General features: G+C 45.2%; 14 protein-coding genes. 10 read left to right on the forward strand and 4 right to left on the reverse strand.

What is annotated here, in order from left to right; genetic code table 11:
• Positions 1–5: 5 nt before the first annotated feature.
• Entirely contained in the window at positions 6–1,379 is a 1,374-nt protein-coding gene (locus tag VFDL14_RS15570) for a carbohydrate porin (RefSeq protein ID WP_032550313.1), read from the forward strand.
• A gap of 140 nt (positions 1,380–1,519) precedes the next feature.
• Here VFDL14_RS15570 and VFDL14_RS15565 read toward each other — a convergent pair whose 3' ends face one another.
• Entirely contained in the window at positions 1,520–2,506 is a 987-nt protein-coding gene (locus tag VFDL14_RS15565; protein ID WP_032550314.1) for a LacI family DNA-binding transcriptional regulator, read from the reverse strand.
• A 233-nt stretch (positions 2,507–2,739) separates the two neighbouring features.
• Between VFDL14_RS15565 and VFDL14_RS15560 the strand changes: the two genes are divergently transcribed.
• The 3 genes from VFDL14_RS15560 to VFDL14_RS15550 all read left to right on the forward strand — a co-directional run bounded on the left by VFDL14_RS15560 (position 2,740) and on the right by VFDL14_RS15550 (position 6,747).
• On the forward strand, positions 2,740–4,179 hold the full coding sequence (locus VFDL14_RS15560; protein ID WP_032550315.1) for a sucrose-specific PTS transporter subunit IIBC: 1,440 nt from the start codon (positions 2,740–2,742) through the stop codon (positions 4,177–4,179).
• A 166-nt stretch (positions 4,180–4,345) separates the two neighbouring features.
• Complete coding sequence (locus VFDL14_RS15555; RefSeq protein ID WP_032550316.1) at positions 4,346–5,278, forward strand: aminoimidazole riboside kinase; 933 nt, start codon at positions 4,346–4,348, stop codon at positions 5,276–5,278.
• Between the two features lie 23 nt (positions 5,279–5,301).
• Complete coding sequence (locus tag VFDL14_RS15550) at positions 5,302–6,747, forward strand: sucrose-6-phosphate hydrolase (protein WP_032550317.1); 1,446 nt, start codon at positions 5,302–5,304, stop codon at positions 6,745–6,747.
• A 109-nt stretch (positions 6,748–6,856) separates the two neighbouring features.
• Here VFDL14_RS15550 and VFDL14_RS15545 read toward each other — a convergent pair whose 3' ends face one another.
• Entirely contained in the window at positions 6,857–7,864 is a 1,008-nt protein-coding gene (locus VFDL14_RS15545) for a polysaccharide lyase family 7 protein (protein ID WP_419177360.1), read from the reverse strand.
• A 387-nt stretch (positions 7,865–8,251) separates the two neighbouring features.
• Here VFDL14_RS15545 and VFDL14_RS15540 point away from each other — a divergent pair, with 387 nt between their 5' ends.
• The 3 genes from VFDL14_RS15540 to VFDL14_RS15530 are packed head-to-tail and all read left to right on the forward strand — an operon-like array spanning position 8,252 to position 11,174.
• A complete protein-coding gene (locus tag VFDL14_RS15540) occupies positions 8,252–9,586 on the forward strand; it encodes a dihydroorotase (RefSeq protein ID WP_032550320.1) in 1,335 nt (444 codons plus the stop codon).
• Between the two features lie 36 nt (positions 9,587–9,622).
• Positions 9,623–10,183, forward strand: a complete 561-nt coding sequence (locus VFDL14_RS15535; RefSeq protein WP_032550321.1) for a carbonate dehydratase — start codon at positions 9,623–9,625, stop codon at positions 10,181–10,183.
• Positions 10,173–11,174, forward strand: a complete 1,002-nt coding sequence (locus VFDL14_RS15530; RefSeq protein ID WP_032550322.1) for a CobW family GTP-binding protein — start codon at positions 10,173–10,175, stop codon at positions 11,172–11,174. The genes VFDL14_RS15535 and VFDL14_RS15530 overlap by 11 nt, the downstream gene beginning before the upstream one ends.
• A 157-nt stretch (positions 11,175–11,331) precedes the next feature.
• Here the strand turns inward: VFDL14_RS15530 and VFDL14_RS15525 are convergent, their stop codons facing one another.
• Positions 11,332–12,204, reverse strand: a complete 873-nt coding sequence (locus VFDL14_RS15525; RefSeq protein ID WP_032550323.1) for an aspartoacylase — start codon at positions 12,202–12,204, stop codon at positions 11,332–11,334.
• A 323-nt stretch (positions 12,205–12,527) separates the two neighbouring features.
• On the opposite strand from VFDL14_RS15525, the gene VFDL14_RS15520 reads away from it, so the two are divergent.
• From VFDL14_RS15520 to VFDL14_RS15510, 3 genes are all read left to right on the forward strand, one after another.
• The gene (locus tag VFDL14_RS15520) at positions 12,528–14,291 is read left to right on the forward strand and encodes an ABC transporter ATP-binding protein (RefSeq protein WP_032550324.1); all 1,764 of its coding nucleotides are present in this window, start codon (positions 12,528–12,530) and stop codon (positions 14,289–14,291) included.
• Complete coding sequence (locus VFDL14_RS15515) at positions 14,285–16,072, forward strand: ABC transporter ATP-binding protein (protein ID WP_032550325.1); 1,788 nt, start codon at positions 14,285–14,287, stop codon at positions 16,070–16,072. The genes VFDL14_RS15520 and VFDL14_RS15515 overlap by 7 nt, the downstream gene beginning before the upstream one ends.
• A 300-nt stretch (positions 16,073–16,372) precedes the next feature.
• Positions 16,373–17,287: a LysR family transcriptional regulator gene (locus VFDL14_RS15510; RefSeq protein ID WP_032550385.1), complete on the forward strand. Its 915-nt coding sequence runs from the start codon at positions 16,373–16,375 to the stop codon at positions 17,285–17,287.
• Positions 17,288–17,318: 31 nt separating this feature from the next.
• Here VFDL14_RS15510 and VFDL14_RS15505 read toward each other — a convergent pair whose 3' ends face one another.
• Entirely contained in the window at positions 17,319–18,836 is a 1,518-nt protein-coding gene (locus VFDL14_RS15505) for an arylsulfatase (RefSeq protein ID WP_032550386.1), read from the reverse strand.
• Between the last annotated feature and the right edge of the window lie 2 nt (positions 18,837–18,838).

Genomic DNA, 18,838 nt, shown 5'->3' on the forward strand with positions numbered 1-18,838 from the left:
AGGACATGAAACGACATAATTTAGCAATGGCTGTAGCAATGAGTTTGGTAGCTTTACCAGCAATGGCATCAACAGAGGTCTCTGAATTAGAAAAGCGAATCAACGAGTTAGAGAAAAGAGTCGAACAAACTGAACAGGTCGCAGTGACAGCCGATGAGAAGGCATCGACATTTGAGTTTCACGGCTATGCACGATCTGGGTTATTAATTAATGATGATTTAAATGGCGCGACAGGTACAGGGCCATACATGACAGCAGCGGGAGCTATTGGTGCACCAATAGGTCGTTTGGGAGTTGAGGACGACCACTACGTAGAAGCGAACTTGATTCATAAGAGCTTTGCAGAGGATGGTTCAAGTGCGCTGTTTAGAATCATGCTTGCAGACAGCACTGAAACAAACAATGAATGGACGGCCAGTGAAAGCCAATTGAACGTACGACAGGTTTATTCAGAATTGAACAAATTAGCAATGTTCTCAGACTCAGAGACATTTTCTGAGGCAACGTTCTGGGCGGGTAAGCGATTCGACAGAGATAACTTTGATATCCACTTCTTTGACTCTGATATCGTATTCTTGTCGGGTACTGGTGCGGGCGTTTACGATGTTCAACTAAATGAAAGTTGGAAAGCTAACTTCTCGATTTACGGTCGCGACTTTGGCGAGATTGATAGCTCATCAACTGATGTTGAAAACTACATTGCTACGATGAACAACCGCATTGGACAGTGGCAATTTATGTTGAGTGCGATGACGTCAGCAGACAACAGTGATCGTACTGATGGCGCCGCTGATCACGGTGAGCACGCGATGCTCGCTTTCCATGCAGAGAGTTTCTACGGAATGAGCGAAGGCTTCTCAAAAACTGGATTCATTGTTGGTAGTGGTTTGGGTGCTGAGTTGAAAGGCATAGGGTCAAACGGCGATCTGTTAGATGACGCGAAAGCCTTACGTCTATTCAGTTATGGTGTCACACGCTTTGCTGATAATTGGCGTATTGCTCCAGCGTTTATGGCTGAACGCAGTCAAGATCGCCTAGAGAAGAATGATGAATACACATGGGCATCACTCAATGTTCGATTAGCTCAAGAGTTCAATGAAAACTTTGAGATGGTGTATGAGGGTTCATACCAATATATGGACCTTGATAACTCTGTCGAACAAGCGAGTGGTGGTTTTTACAAAGCGACCGTAGCTCCGACTCTGAAGCTTTCAACAAGTACCGGCTTCTTTGATCGTCCTGAACTACGTTTTGCTGTGAGCTATGTAGATTGGAGCGATGAGTTGAATGGTTATGCGATTAGCCAAGAACCGGATGCATCCACGATGGGTGACGGCGGAGAGGTTCTGTTCGCGCTTCAGATGGAAACTTGGTTCTAATATTAACTTTTACTTAATAAGATACAGTTAATTACTAAGACAAAAATGCCAACCGCAGAGGTTGGCATTTTTATTGAATATTTATTTAGGATGAGAGCGGAAGGATAGCTCTTTCCTTGTTCCCGCTTGTATTGAGTCGTTCAGCAAGACTGCCTGTCAATGTTTTGAAAGGTGAGCACCATCTTACTCATTTCAAACCCTTTATTTGCGATTCTATCTAACAGCAACTTTGCTCCATTTTCTCCCGCTTTATCAAACGCATAGTTGAACGTTGATAGAGTAGGGGTACAGACTGAAGCGAGTTCATCGTCACCAACACCAAGTACGAAAATATCTTTCCCAGGCTCAAGTTTGGCTTCTTGAATGGCTCTCATGGCACCAATCGCAATACGGTCAGTTGCGCAGAATAGGCCGTCTAATTTCGGGAACTTCTCGAGGTGTTCTTTGGCCAGTTCGTAACCTGATTCAATCGTAAAATCACCTCGGGCATGGAATTTTAATTCGAGGTCATGGTGTTTGAGGGCGTCTTCAAAGCCTTGAGACCTCTGCTTATCTACGGCGATATCGTCGCCTTGAACGCCAATAAAGCCAAGTGTTTGGCATCCATTACTAACCAAACGGTTTCCAGCTTCAAAGCCAACACGAATATCGTCATGAATGATACTAGGTATGTTGAACATCGAGCCATCTTGACCGACCAACACCACTGGAACAGCAGAGTTTTGAATTGCTTTTACAAGCGTTTTATCTAGGTGAGTTGCGTAGAGAATAATCCCTTCCACTCGCTTCTGATTAAAGATATGGATGTATTCCAACTCTTTTTGATGTGCTTGATGGGTACTGGCCAACAATACGTGTTTGCCCGCTTGCTCCAGTACAGCCGTTAAGCCGTCAACGCCTTGTGATGTAGCGTGAGAGGAGACGCGTGGAACGATCACACCAACAAGGTTTGTTTTGCTAGATTTGAGGTCTTTGGCGACTTGATTAGGAACATAGCCACACTCTTTTACGGCCTTGCGAACCTTGATCTTGGTGGCCTCTTTGACGCCATACTCATCATTAATAACACGTGAAACTGTCGACTTTGAGACGCCAGCTAGAAGTGCAACATCATGCAGACTTGCCATTCACACTATCCATTTATTTATTTTTGGGATTGTTTGCAAAGAGATGAGACTCATTGCTTAAGTTATTGGGGATTTTAACCCTGTCGGAATCATTTAGGGAGATAATTTAAAGATCTTTCTCACACTCTTGAGCAGATATCTTTGATCATTTGTTAGTAATCAGCAAAAATTCTTTTTGCAAACGTTCCCGAAAAATTCGAAAGGCTCAAATTAATAATCCAATGGGGTATGAAATGAATTATCCAGCAGTAGCCAAAGAGCTGTTAACTCTATTAGGTGGCAAGAGCAATATTACCGCTCTCGCACACTGTGCAACGCGCTTGCGCCTTGCCGTAGCCGATGAATCAAAAATTGACGAGCAAGCCATCGATAATCTTGATGGGGTCAAAGGTCAGTTCAAAGTAGCGGGTCAATACCAAATCATTTTCGGTTCGGGAATCGTTAACCAAGTTTACGCCGAGATGGCGAAGTTAACTGGCATGAGTGAGATGTCGACCAATGACGTCGCATCTGCAGGTGCCAACAAACAGAATATTGTGCAAAGAGCGGTAAAGGGACTCTCTGACATTTTCGTTCCGATTATCCCAGCAATTGTTGCTGGTGGTTTGTTGATGGGTATTTATAACTTATTAACAGCACAAGGTTTGTTTATTGATGGTCAATCTCTAATTGACGCTAACCCAGGGTTAACTGACCTTGCGAATATGATCAATACCTTCGCTAATGCTCCTTTTGTTTACTTACCTATTTTATTAGCGTTCTCGGCAAGCAAGAAGTTTGGCGGTAATCCATATCTAGGTGCAGCATTAGGTATGCTGATGGTTCACCCAGAACTGCTCAATGGTTGGGGCTTCGGTGGTGCTGCTGTTTCAGGCAACATTCCTGTTTGGAACATCATGGGCTTTGAAATCCAGAAGGTTGGCTATCAAGGCTCAGTACTTCCAGTTCTTGTGTCAGCATTTATTCTGGCTAAGGTCGAGCTTGGTCTACGTAAAGTGATTCCGTCAGTACTGGATAACCTTTTAACACCGCTATTGGCCATATTTATCACGGGTTTACTGACGTTCACCGTTGTTGGTCCGTTTACACGTGATATCGGCTTCCTACTAGGTGATGGCCTAAACTGGCTTTACAACTCTGCTGGCTTTGTTGGTGGTGCGGTATTTGGCTTTATTTATGCGCCGTTTGTTATTACCGGTATGCATCACAGCTTTATCGCAATTGAAACACAGCTGCTTGCTGATATTGCAATCACTGGCGGTACATTTATCTTTCCAATTGCAGCAATGTCTAACGTATCTCAAGGTGCTGCAGCACTTGCAGTTGGCGTCATGAGCAAAGACAAAAAGATGAAAGGGATTGCGATTCCATCTGGTGTCACCGGTCTACTGGGTATTACCGAACCTGCTATGTTCGGTGTAAACCTAAAACTGCGTTACCCGTTCATCGCCGCTGTGTGTGCAGCAGCTCTATCGAGTGCCTTTATTACAATGTTCAATGTGAAAGCGCAGGCACTAGGTGCAGCGGGCTTACCGGGCATTATCTCAATTTCTCCTGAGCATATTGGCTACTACATTGTTGGTATGATCATCGCGTTTATTACGGCGTTTGCACTGACAGTTGTTCTTGGTATGCGTGAACAGGTAAAGCAAAACCGTAAGGCAACCGCTTAGATTTTGAACTCCTTAAGGGTGGGGTTCCCCCAATTCCACTTCTTTTCCTAAATTGTTGGGGCGCTAGCCAAGCATCTTATCTTGGCTAGCCTTTTTGTTTTTTCATTGATATAGGCAACGAGACGTCGCCGCTTATTTATCAATATGTTTGTTTAAGGTAAGTATGATGAATCAAGTATGGGTAACAGGTGATGCTGTTGTTGACTTAATTCCCGACTCGGACTCGACGCTACTGAAATGCCCTGGTGGGGCTCCTGCTAATGTCGCAGTTGCCGTTTCTCGTCTCTCGGGCAAAAGTGCTTTCTTTGGGCGAGTTGGAGATGATCCGTTTGGTCGTTTTATGAAAGCGACGCTGACTAAAGAAAATGTAAATGCCGATTTTTTGGTTCAAGACCCAACACAAAGAACATCAACAGTAGTGGTTGACTTGGATGATGACGGTGAGCGCAGCTTTACTTTTATGGTTAAGCCAAGCGCGGATCAGTTTATGGTCAACGATGATATTCCAAGCTTTCAACAAGGCGATTGGTTGCATGTCTGCTCTATTTCTCTTGCTAATGAACCAAGCAGAAGCAGCACATTTGAAGCAATTGATAGAATTAAACGCGTCGGTGGCTATGTGAGTTTCGACCCAAACTTACGTGAAGAGGTATGGGCGAATCCGACTGAAATAAAAAGTACGGTCATGAAAGCTGTGGCACTGGCTGATGTCGTCAAGTTCTCTGAAGAGGAATTAGTGTTTTTGACAGGCTCTCAATCGGTTGAACAAGGTCTAAATGCTATCGCTGATTTTGACAATACGCTCATTTTGGTTACGCAAGGTGCCAAGGGAGTGTGGCGAATCTTTGAAGGTTCAGGAAAGCGAGTAACAGGTCAAGTCGTACAGCCAGTTGATACGACTGGTGCTGGTGACGCCTTTGTCGGTGGCCTGCTCGCAAGACTTTCTCAACAGCAACATTGGGATAATTTCGCCACGATTGATAAAGCGATCGAGTGGGCAAATGGTTGCGGTGCTCTTGCAACAACCCAAAAAGGTGCCATGACTGCACTCCCTACCCAAGAAGAACTTATTCAGTTCATCCACTGCGCACAGTCGTAGTCAACGAGACTTGAGAACAATGCATGAATGTAAATAGTAATTGGACTGTGGAACAAAGGTACCGCCGTTTAGAACAGATTACATCGCACGAAGTGGCTGAAATGGAGAGTGCTCGCGTTGCGGATTCTGGTTTTCCTAGTTATCACATAGCCCCAAAATTTGGTTTACTGAACGATCCAAATGGTCTTTGCTATTTCAATGGTGAACACCATATTTTCTATCAATGGACCCCGGTTGGTCCTGTTCATGGCATGAAATATTGGTACCACCTATCAACCAAAGATTTTGTTCATTTCACGGATCATGGAGTAGGACTAGAGCCCGGTGACGATTACGACTCGCACGGTGTCTATTCGGGAGGGGCGCTTGTCGATAACGAGCAAGCTTTGCTTTTCTTTACTGGTAACAAACGCGATGAAGATTGGATCCGAGAGCCTACTCAGTGTTTCGCAACCATGACGGCAGAAGGTACGATAGAGAAGCAGGGCGTGATTATTGAAAATGACCACTACACTGAGCATTTTCGAGACCCTAAGGTATGGAAAAAGGATGACCAGTACTTCATGGTCGTGGGCGCTCAAACTCCAGCTGAACGTGGTTCAATGGTGCTTTATCAAAGTCCAGATTTGGAGACTTGGCAACATAAAGGGCCGATAAAAACTCGTTACCAAGACTTCGGTTACATGTGGGAATGTCCTGATTTTTTTGAAATTGATGGCAAGTCAATCATGCTGTTTTCTCCACAAGGTGTGTCATCCAGCAATGCTTACGATTTTAAAAATATTTACTCGGTCGCCTACATTATTGGTGACAGATTGAACCTTGAGTCAATGGAACTTGAAGGACACCAAGATATCATTCAACCTGACTATGGCTTTGATTTCTATGCACCTCAGACCTATTTAGATGAACAAGGTCGCCGTATTTTGATTGCTTGGATTGGGTTACCTGACATCGACGCGCCATCGGTAAAGAATCAGTGGGCAGGTATGCTGTCATTACCACGTGAACTTCGCCTAGAAGAGGGCTACCTAGTTCAATCACCTGTCGCTGAGATCGATGAGTTGAAAGGGAAGAAAGAAGTCTTCTCTGGAACACACGTGCTGAATCAAACAAGTTTTATGCTTCGTTTAGAGCTCGAAAGCGATGAGTTTTCTTTAGAGTTAAGAAATGAGCGTGGCGACAAGGTGATCTTTAGTGCTGACGAAAATGAATTTACTCTCGATCGCAGTCAAATGTCTCAGAACTATGCTCAAGAATTTGGAGATGTGCGAAAAGCACCGAGGTTGAGCAAAAGGCAGGTGATTGTCGTATATGTTGATAATTCGGTGATGGAGATTTTCATCAATGGTGGTAGACATACTATGACCAGTCGTTTCTTCATTGATGATCTACAGTTGGTCTCTGAGCAAGGTATAGCGCGAGCTTGTTATTATTCAATGCAACCTGTGACCGGATTGTTCGATTAGAAAAGTACTGACGAAAGCCTTCATCATCAACTCATATAATCGCATTGATAATGACCTTCAAGCCATCATGTTTGAAGGTCATTTTTGCTCTATGACATTAAATAGAGCGTTATTTTCCGTTTAACTTCAACGCTGAGAAGGTCACGCTGTTGTAGTCACCGTTCTTCTTGTCTGTTGCGAAGTCACCTGTACCTGCACAACCAGGTCCCCAAATTGGATGGGAATCGTTCACGCTACATTGACCGTACGCGCCGGCTTTAAAGTAGAAGTCATCTTCAGCGTAACCTGTAGGGAAGTCTTTCTCATCAATCCCTTTGCTTAGGTCAATTTCGTATCTCACCGTGTCATGACGTGCGGTTTCAAAGGTCAGATACATCATGGTCTCTTTTACTTCAACACGGTAGCTAAACTCTTCACCCAACTTGATGCCCGCCTTGCCAGGCTCTTGTTGGTTCTCCCAAGTGTTGCCCCAAACTGGGTAAGCGATATCAGCACGGTTTGGATCTTTCTTCGCTAGGTTACGCTCGTAGTTCCAGAATACAGAGCCGTACTCATGCCCCGGAAATTTTTTATAGAAGATTTTTAATGGTTCGTTACCGTGCCCGTAGCCTGTTTTGGCTTTGATGAGTTCATTGTGTTTCTTGGCGTGGATTTGTCCTACAACAACAGAGTGTGCAGGGTACTTCTCTGGATGTTTAGCATTGATGGATACATGGTCGACCTTAAGAGTCGCCTCGAGTGTTCCGCCAACGGCGCTGTATTCATCCGCTTGAGGGTGGCTAGAGAGTGCCCATTGATTGAGTTTGCCGTCGGTAAGAATGTTGTCAAAGTTAGCGCCGCGCGGCATTTGGCGTAGTTCTGAACGAGCGTTCTTAGAGTTCTTGGTTGTGATCGCCTTGTTGTGTACTTCAAACACAAGGTGTCCATCTTCGTTCAGGAAGAAAAAGTTCTCATGAGAGTAGCTCATCATTGCGACGCCTTCGATCTCGTCGATGCGCCCATCTTCATTGATGTCAGAAGGAATCGTGATCTTCCAGTTTCGCATGTCAAACTTATCGGCAGGGACGGCGTGGGATACACCATTGTTAACCACTTCAGCCATAGCAGCTAAAGGCATAGACAACAGTACAGATGCAGCAATTAGGGTTCTTCTGTTCATTATTGGTACTCTTATTATGTAATATTGTCATACATAATAATTATCATTGAAACAAGAGAAAGGCTTGATCGCCCTATGTGTAAATAAGATCACATTTTTCTTGGGATTTAATGGGGTCACTGTGAGGGCTGTCTGACTGTCCATACTCTCGATAGGAATGACTATTAAAGCTCACTAACAAGCTCATCAATAAACCATACAAAGAGTTACAACCTTATATTGGTTATGTTATAACGTAACATTGAATTGAGCGTTAGCACCTTTGTTGTCTTGAAGAGGGGCACCAATAGTCTAGTGGTCATTGCAACCCAACCTTTAACAATGACAAGGAGCTTGTTAAATACTATGTCTGCAACGCTGATCAAAAATGCCCAAGTGGTGAATGAAGGGGTGGTTATTGAGACTGACGTGAGAATTGTCGGTCAACGCATTGATAGGATTGCAAAGGGGATTGAGGCGCATTCTGATGACTCAATCATTGATGCAAAAGGTCGTTTTCTTATTCCGGGAATGATTGATGACCAAGTGCACTTTCGCGAGCCTGGTTTAACCAACAAAGGCTCCATCGCTTCAGAATCTCGCGCTGCGGTAGCTGGAGGTATCACCAGCTACATGGAGATGCCGAATGTAAACCCTGCGACGACCACGATTGAAGCGCTCGAGAAAAAATTCGCTATCGCAGAAGAGCGCTCGTTAGCCAACTACTCCTTCTACTTGGGTGCAACGGAGGACAACTTAGAGCAGATCAAGCGATTAGACCCAGCGATTCACTGTGGCGTGAAAGTGTTTATGGGGGCATCGACAGGTAACTTACTGGTGGAGGCTCCGGATGCTTTAGAAGCGATCTTCCGTGATTCTCCTGTGCTTATCGTTACCCACTGTGAGAGCGGTCCGGTAATCCAGAAAAATCTAGATAGACTTAAGCAGTCAAAAGCGACATTGGAAATAGATGATCATCCAGTGCTAAGAGATGACGAGGCGTGTTATGCATCTTCTTCTTATGCGGTTGGTTTAGCTAAGAAGCACAACAGTCAGCTGCATGTTTTACACATTACGACTGAGAAAGAGCTCGCTCTGTTTGACAAAGGACCGATTGAGGGCAAGAACATCACCGCTGAAGCGTGTGTGCACCACCTTTGGTTCAGCAACGAAGACTACGCGACGTTAGGCAACCAGATTAAATGTAACCCTGCTGTGAAATACCCTAGCGATCGAGACGCGATCGTAGCGGCTCTTCAGACGGGCCAAATCGATATTATTGCTACTGATCACGCGCCTCACACTTGGGAAGAAAAACAGGTTCCTTATGAGCAAGCGCCAGCGGGTTTACCGCTTGTACAGCATGCATTGTTGACCCTGTTCGATCACGTCAATAGCGAGCGTATGACGATTGCACAGGTCGTTCAAAAAACGGCCCACAACCCATCTATCCGTTACGGCATTAAAGAGCGTGGATTTATCCGAGAGGGGTACTTTGCTGACTTGGTTCTTGTCGATATTGAATCTTCAACAGAAGTGACCCACGAAAACAGCTTATATCATTGTGGTTGGACGCCTTTCGCTGGACATACTTTCTCTTCACGTATTGATGGCACTTGGGTCAACGGTCAACTTGTGTATGAGAACCAAACCGTGACTGACCAACCAGTTAAAGCGATGCGCCTAGCATTTGAGAGATAATTTAAGTTTCAAAACCTGTTGTTGTGAGTAAGTAGTATGTTAAGAAGAAATCCAAGCGGTCATATGCCGCAAATCTCTGAAAAGGCATTTATCGACCCTACAGCCATCATCTGCGGTAAGGTTATTATCGAAGAGAATGTATTTATTGGCCCATACGCTGTGATTCGTGCTGACGAGGTGAATGAAGAAGGTGATATGGAAGCGATTGTCATCAAGCGCGATACCAACATCCAAGATGGGGTTGTGATTCATTCGAAAGCTGGAGCGGCGGTCACCATTGGCGAACGCTCTTCTATTGCCCACCGCTCAATTATTCACGGACCTTGTGAAGTGAGCGACGACGTTTTTATTGGCTTCAACTCAGTGGTGTTCAATACTGTTATTGGTAAAGGTTGTGTGATCCGCCATAACTGCGTGGTTGATGGGAGAGACCTTACAGAGAATTTCCATGTGCCACCGATGACAAATATTGGTGCTGAATTTGACTTAAATAGTATCTCTAAGGTGCCGCCAGAGTATTCGGCGTTTTCTGAATCGGTTGTCTCAGCGAATCACACCCTTGTTCAAGGCTATAGGAGAATTGCCAATGAGCTCTAAACAAGCTTCTATTTCAGGAGTGCCCACCAATATTATTACTGGCTTCCTTGGGGTGGGAAAAACCTCTGCCATTCTTAACTTAATGAAGCACAAACCGGAAGGCGAGAAATGGGCTGTGCTGGTTAATGAGTTTGGTGAGATAGGTGTGGATGGCAGCCTGATTAAAGGGCAGAAGCCTGACTCTCAATCGGTGTTTATTCGTGAAGTCCCTGGCGGGTGTATGTGCTGTGCGGCTGGTTTACCTATGCAGATCGCGCTTAATCAACTGCTCACTGAAGCGAAGCCTGATCGCCTGTTGATTGAACCGACTGGTTTGGGTCATCCAAAAGAAGTATTGCAGGTCTTATCATCTGAGCACTATCGCACGGTACTATCGCTTCAAAAGAACATTACCTTGGTTGATGCACGTAAACTTGCAGATCCTCGTTACACTGAGCACGATACCTTCAATCAACAAATTGCCATCGCTGATACCGTTGTCGGTAATAAAATTGACCTCTACCAAGACGGCGATAAAGAGAAACTAGAGGCATACGTCGCTAAGGTGGCAAAACCTAACACCAGAGTCGTTTTTGCGGAGCACGGTGAGATTGCTCAGCATGAATTTGATGGCGATACCCAAGCACACGCTCATGAACATCACCATCATCATCACGGCCACAGTAAGCCATTAGCATCGGAACTACCAATGCCAGAAGAGGGTGTTATTAAAGCCCGCAACAGTGGTGAAGGTTTTCACAGTGAGGGATGGCGTTTCTCTGCAGACAAGGTATTTGAGCGCGAAGCCGTTGTTAAACTGTTGTTGACGATCGATGTAGAGCGTATGAAAGCCGTGTTTATCACCCAAGACGGCATTTTTGGTTACAACCAAACAGCAGACGGCCTGACGGAGACTGAGTTGGATGATTGCAGCGAAAGCCGTATAGAGGTGATAGCGACAGAAATTGATGCAGAACTAGAGAGCAAATTGCTGAGCTGCTTGACTGCTTAGAGTCAACAGTTTGCCAAACTGCCTATTGTGAGGTGGTTAAAAATGAGCCCCTTAAACGCTTCATTGTGTTTTAGGGGCTTTTGTTTTTTTAGAAGGTTCGAGCTTGAGGCTGGGTAGCACCAGTATTCGCCAGAATGTCGTGTGGTTGTACAAATTATTAAGCCACAATGACCTTTTTCTTTTCCGCCAATGCCATCGCGATATTCGCTGCGCTATAGGCACTTTCGTTAATAAAGTGCGGGTAGACCTCTTTGTCGCTCTCCCAAAGTACATCGTATCCGAAGAAGGTAGCCAGTATCGGATCACCTTGCTTAACCACTTCAAAGTCACGCCCGCATATTGTTGGGTGCACCGTTGCTGCGCGCATGCCGTCGTGATCGAGCGGGATTTTAACTTCTTCGAGGTAGTAATAGGCGTCGTAGTTTTCTACTTCTCCAACCTGATCCAAATTATGTTTTTCGACATAGTCTAGTACCAAGGTCAGCATCTGTTTCATTAGCTCTAATGAGCTGTAGGTTAACGAGCCATGTGCTTGAGCGCCAACTTCAATCATGATGCCATGCTGACCTGTGGTGCAAAGGTATGGTTGTTCCTGCCAAGGTTTGCGATCTTCAAACAGAATATTAGATTCTGGCATACGTTGTTTCACATACGCGCCCATCTTTTCATAGAAAGGGTCGTTTGAGAGCAAGATTAAGGTTGCCCCCATGTTGCTGGTGGTGTTGTGAAGGTCAACAATCAGCTGCTTATTGTTGTCTGAATGCATCGAAGCGATTTTCTGCGCAAGTGTTTGTTCAGCATTCGCTTCGCTGTCATCGCTGTTCTTTACTGCAAACTGACGATTGAGATCGTCGTCGATGAAACGCACGTTCTTTTTAACGGCTTCTGGGTTTCCTGTTATCGATAGCACCGAAAATGTCGCGCGATCTGCGTTATATAAGCGGTCTTTGATGAGCTTTTGTAGATAGATTCCTGTTAACTCGTTGCCATGTGTACCCGCAACCAGTAGAACGCGATTTAGTTTGTCCATGAGCGTGATGTTCCAAATGTTACTGCGTTTGAAAACAGTATTGACCAGTATAGCCAGCACTGTGGGATAACAATGTTTAGTAATGTTATATCATAACAAGCGGGTCTTTTGTATGAGTTCAACGTTTGTTGGCATCTGCTTAACGTCATTGCTGAATACTTAGCGATGAAAAGCAGAACTTGGATCATCTTAAGCCTATTTGGGATTTTAATTATAGTTGACCTTGTCAACTAGTTGCTTTTGGGTTACCTTTGTACTGTAAACGTTAACCCTCATCGACACTGGTTGATAACGCTCCCCAAAAGGCTCAAAGAAAGACCTATATGACTAAGTCTCAGTTTTTCGCGCACTACCTGCGTTTGAATCGTAAGTCTTACCTACTTGCGATTGTTTTCATATTTCTCGTTAACTGGCTGCAGGTTGAAATCCCTCGCTACATCCAGTTGGCGATTGATCTTATCGATGATGCATCGGTGGCTGGTCATGATCAGCTGAAAACGTATATTGCGATTATCGTGGTGATGTCGGTGTCGATGATCATTGTGCGAATTTGGTCGCGTATCTATGCGCTTAACCCGGGGCGTATAACCGAAGCCTCTCTCAAAAATACACTGTTGGAAAAGCTCAATCGGTTACCAAACAGTTTCCATTCTCAGTTTGCGTCAGGGCGTTTAATTTCAATAATTAACAATGACTTGCAAGGCGTACGTTTGTTGTTTGGTGTTGGTTTTTTGCAGTTTTTCAACGCGTTGTTAGCGTTGTCTTTAACGCCGTTGTGGATGTGGCGCATTTCGCCTGAACTTACCATGTACTCAGTGATACCGATTATTATCGCGTTTGTCATTTTCCGAGTGGGTTTTGTGAAAATGAAATCGCTGCATATGGAGCATATGAAGCGATTACAGAACTTGTCTGCACAGTTGATGAGTTACCTATCGGGCATCGATTTGATAAAGAGCCAACAGATGTCACCGTGGGTGAGAGCAGAGACTGAGAAGCTTAATCAGATGTTGTTGCAGTGCAGAATCAAGATCACACGCATTCAAGTGTTCTTTATGCCTGTTTTAGATTATGCCAATGACCTAATGAAGATCCTGATTCTTGGTTTAGGTGGCTACATGCTGGTTAATCAAGAGCTTACGCTAGGTGAAATCACTGCTTTCTTAACTTATTCGGTACTGTTAGCCATGCCACTGATGCAGCTCGGGCGTATTGCGACCATTTACCAGCGTGGCATTGTGGGCATCACCAGTGCACAAACCATTTTGAATGCGAAGGTGCCTGAACGGGATGAAACGACGTTAACTACCGATGAAGTTGAAGCACTGAAAGGCCAAACGCTGTCAGTAAGAAACCTCAGTTATCAATACGAAGGTGAAGAGCGCTTGGTGTTGGATGACATCAGCTTTGATATTCCGGCAGGTAAAAAAGTAGGCGTACTCGGTAGTATTGGCTCTGGCAAAACGACACTGGTTAACTGTTTGAATCATCATTTAGATGTGGCAGCAGGGAGTGTGTTTCTGGGCGACAAAGACATCACTGAGTTTTCGCGCAACGATTTGCGCCGCTACGTTAAAACCGTGACTCAAGACCCATACCTGTTTTCAGCTACAGTAGAAGAGAACATTCGATTTGGCAGCACTCAGACTGACATTGCTAAAGAACAAGTGGATGAAGTGTTGAACCTTAGCCAGCTTGCGAACGATGTAGCACGTCTTGAAATGGGCGACCAAACCTTGGTGGGAGAGAAGGGCATTATGCTATCCGGCGGGCAAAAGCAACGTTTGAGTATTGCGCGTGCGCTACTAGAGCCTGCTGACCTTATCATCATGGATAACGTCCTCTCAGCTGTCGATTATGAAACCGAAAGAAAGATTCTAGAAGGGCTGTTTAAACGCTTAGAGAATCAATCGGTGCTGGTGGTTTCACATCGTGTCAACGCACTAGAGTACATGGATGAGATCATTGTCTTGAACCAAGGAAAAGTGATCGCTAAAGGCGATCATACAACTCTGCTAAAAACATGTCCTTACTACTATGAGACGTGGCAATTACAGCAAAATGAAGCGGAGGCAGCGGCATGTTAAAAGGCGTTGATATTCAATATCTCAAACACCTCCTGCAGTTTGCGAAGAAGTACAAGCGTACCGCATTTATCGGTATTGCGATGCTGCCGCTCACCATTATGACGAGTTTGTTGTTTCCGTGGCTGATCATTCAAGTCATCGACGTTCAATTGAGTAATGGCAATATTGATGGCTTGCTGGAATATGTGTTCTATCTGGTCGCGGTACTGATTGTCAGCTATGTGGTCGATACGACTTACTCTTACAACCTTAGAAAGACAGGGCAACTGACCATCACGGATATGCGCTCGGTGCTGTTTGCTCGTGTTCTCAAGCTTCCACGTAGCTACTTTGATAACACTCCGATTGGCATCACGCTGTCACGTCTAACCAGCGACCTTGAAACCATTGGTGAAACCTTCATTCAATCTGTGGTCGGTTTGGTAAAAGACACGCTAAATACGCTCGCTTTGATTGGGATGATGTTTTACATCGATTGGAAGCTCACTTTGATTGTATTAGTGGTGATGCCGCCAGTGACGTATTTGACTGTGTTTGTCCGTAATAAACTGCGTCAGATGCATCTTATTACTCGTTCGTCATTGGCGCGCGGAATTGGCTTTTTACAAGAAGCCTTGTTAGGCATGAAAACCGTTCAGTTGTACCGTGCCGAAGAAGTCGTCGAGAAAAGATTCAAAGGCTATACCGATGAGTTTTTAAGAGCGCAGAAGAAGATCAATAAGTACGATGCGATTCTGTTTTCGGTGATCTCCGGTGTCACCTCGATAACTATCGCATTGATGATTTGGTTTGGTTCAGAACAGGTTCTGCAGGGGAGCTTAACTCTGGGTGTATTGATCGCTTTCATCAATACTTTAGAGAAAGTGTTTGTTCCGATTCGTGACTTTACCTCGCAGATTGCTTCTATTCAGAGCTCGTTTGCAGCGTTTGACCATATTGAAGAGCTATTTGTTGAGCCGACAGAGGAGCAGGGGAGGAAACTGCTGCCGTCACACCAAGTTGAAGAGCAACTGCGTGATTTCGTGAGTTTGGAATTCAAGAATGTTAGCTTCCGCTATAAGCCAGACGCGCCTTATGTGCTAAAGGATGTCTCTTTCGTTTTAGAGAAAGGCCATCAGATTGCACTGGTGGGCTCGACAGGCTCTGGCAAGTCGACGATCATGCGTTTGATTTCGAAAACCTATCAGAATTATGAAGGCAGTATTCTGCTTAACGGCATCGAGTTGTCAGATATTTCAATGGAAGACTCAGCGCACCTGTTTTCATTGATGATGCAAGACGTACACCTATTCGAAGAGAGTGTTCACTTTAATATCGCACTCGGAAAAGAACATGTTTCTCGTGAACAAGTTGAGCAAGCAGCGCGTTATGTATATGCGGACCAATTCGTTAAGCAATTACCTAATGGGTATGACTTCCATCTTGATAAGAACGGCTCGAACTTGTCAGTGGGGCAAACTCAGCTGCTCTCGTTCGCTCGCGCAGTGGCGCAAGGTGGTCAAGTGATGATGCTAGATGAGGCGACCAGTTCAGTCGATTCAATTACCGAAGATCTGATCCAAAAAGCGATGCAGAAACTGTTCAAAGAGAAGACTGTGATTGCTATTGCCCATCGTTTGAGCACCGTTCGTCACTCCGACATGATTTTGGTACTGGAGAAAGGTGAAATCGTTGAACGCGGTAATCACAGACAATTGGTTGACCACAGCGGTGTATATGCAGGGCTACTCAATGAGTCCATTGTTGAAACCAGCGAACCACAAGCGGTTGGAGCGCAATAAGCCTTAAAAATCGTAAAAATGCATGTCCAAAGCCTCAGTTAATTAAGCTGGGGCTTTTTCATTTGGAACTGACTCTGATTGGCTATTCTACTTTGCAGGCAGGGGAAGAAGCTGGAGCATAACTAAGAGTTATACTCGATATAACTTAGCCATTGTTTGATATTGATAGGGGTGATGGGAATTCTACGTTGTTAACGTTAGAGAATATTTGTGAGTGCTTTCAATCTCAGTAACGGACTATCGAGGTGTGAGGTATTAGGTCAACCCAACGTTCTTGAAACAGAGCAAGCGGAACAGAACATGAAAAATACAGACTTTAGCTTAATTCCCTATTTTGTTGTGATGATGGAAGAGCTTTCTATCTCCAACACCGCCAAGCGCTTTGGCGTTTCCCAGCCTGCTGTCAGTAAAGCACTAGGTCGACTCAAAGAGACCTACGATGATCCTCTATTCGTGAAGACTAAAGAGGGCTACCGACCAAGCCGTTTCTGTTACGACATCTATCCACAAATCAAGCAAGCATACGATGCCTTTGAATCGACATTTCCAAGCAAGCGTAAATTCGACCCAAGCAAAATTGATCGATCCTTCAATGTCGCTTGCATTAGCGGTGCGATTTACTCGGTCATGAAGCGAGTCTCAGACATTCTCTACAAAGAGACGCCTGATATCGGTATTAATGTCGACCCTCTCTATACGGGAGATATCGCGCTCGATTTACGTCAGCATCGATATGACCTCTGTATTGCTCATGTCCCGATTAACGACCCAGCTTTAGAGTGTGTACCTTTGGCGAGCGAACGTATGGTGGTGGTTTATGACAAGAATCACCCGCGCTTGGGCGGCGATATTACTCTTAAAGAATACTTAGCGGAAAAGCACGTGGTTCACAGCATGTGGAACACGGAAGACTCGCCGTTAATGAAAAACAGCAAGTACGCACAAAAGCGAAAAGTCGCACGTAAAGCTCCGGGTCCATTTGAGATGCTAGACATGGTTAAGGGAACCGATCTGGTTTGCATTAGCCAAGAGTCGGTACTGGAAAAGTTTGGATTGTTGAAAGAGTTTCAGATGTCGCCTTTGCCGTTTGAGTCAGACTTAGGGATTGAATACTTGGTGTGGCACAAGAGCCGTAATTCGGACATGGCACATTCGTGGTTTCGTAAGAAAATTATCGATGCCTCACAAAAAAAGCCCCAATGGGGCTTTAATTAGAGTCTGTTTTAGCAAGGCGTTTGAATTTGGGTTAATTCGCGCCTTGCTGTTGCATTTTCTGCACAAGTTTCTGAAGTTTCAACGTGTTGTAGTTGATGTTTGCAGCACTAAAGCCTTGGCCTGCTTGCATTGGGTAGCCTTCTAGAGAACCCATGAACTTCGCCACTTCTTGAGACATTGGAACAAACAACCACATGTTGTCGATCATCCAGCGCGTGTACATACCGGACTCTTTGGCTGCAGTTTCGAATGGGTCCATACGTAGGTTAGTGATTGATGCCCAAGCTGGAGCCTGACGCACTGCAGATTGCATGTCGCCTTCCATCATCGCAAAGCTTGCTTTCCAGTCATTCCAGCGTAGTGCATTTAACTCACCGTTCGCTGAGAAGTATAGAATTGTTTCGCGAGGCCCTTTGTCCGTTTTACCTTCGAAGAATGGTTTGAAGTTAGAACCGTCTAGGTGAACACGCCACTCTTTATCATTCAGTGTTACGCCTTCCTTCAGTTCGTCGATAATGTTGTCGTTACCCGCCGCCGCTGCCAGTGTCGGTAGCCAGTCTTCTTGAGACATTAGCGCGTTCACCGCAGAGCCTGGTTCGATAACGCCTGGCCATTTCACGATTTGTGGAACGCGCATACCGCCCTCATAGGTGGTGCCTTTCTCACCGTGGAAAGGAGAAGTACCGCCATCTGGCCAAGTGAACTTCTCAGCGCCGTTATCGGTAGAAAGAATAACGATGGTGTTGTCTGCAACCTTTAGGCGGTCGAGCGTATCTAATAAAGATCCAACGTTGTCATCAAGTTGGCGCATCCCGTCTGCGTAGATACCTTGACCTGTGATGCCATCGTAATGATCGTTGAGACGAGTCCATACGTGCATGCGAGTTGAGTTGTACCAAACGAAGAATGGCTTGTCTGCCTTCACTGATTTCTCCATGAAGGTGATTGCCGCTTCAGTGAAATCTTCATCGATGGTTTCCATCCGAGCACGAGTCAGTGGACCTGTATCTTCAATCTTGCCATCCGCAGTAGCTTTGATTACACCGCGTGGGCCGTATTGCTTTCTGAACTCTGGGTCTTTTGGATAGAAGTAGGTTTCTGGCTCTTCTTCAGCATTTAGGTGATAAAGGTTACCGAAGAACTCATCGAAGCCGTGGTTAGTTGGTAGATGTTTGTCTTGATCGCCTAAGTGGTTCTTACCAAACTGCGCTGTCGCGTAGCCTTCTTGTTTAAGTGCATCACCGATGGTTGGTGCCCAATCAGGAATACCGTGGTCAGAGCCTGGCATACCAATGGTCAAAAGGCCGGTACGGAAAGGGTGCTGACCAGTGATGAATGCCGCTCGACCCGCAGTACAAGATTGTTGTGCGTACATGTCTGTGAAGATAGCGCCGTCGTGTGCGATACGATCGATGTTTGGAGTCTCGTAGCCCATCATGCCACGGTTGTAAGCGCTGGTATTGTAGTAGCCTAGGTCATCTGCCCAGATAGCAAGAATATTGGGTTGCTCTGCCGCTGCAACACCCTGAGCGACAGTTAGAGCGCTCATTG

Origin of the sequence: Vibrio fortis, from assembly GCF_000695685.1 — a bacterium.
GTDB lineage: Bacteria > Pseudomonadota > Gammaproteobacteria > Enterobacterales > Vibrionaceae > Vibrio > Vibrio fortis_A.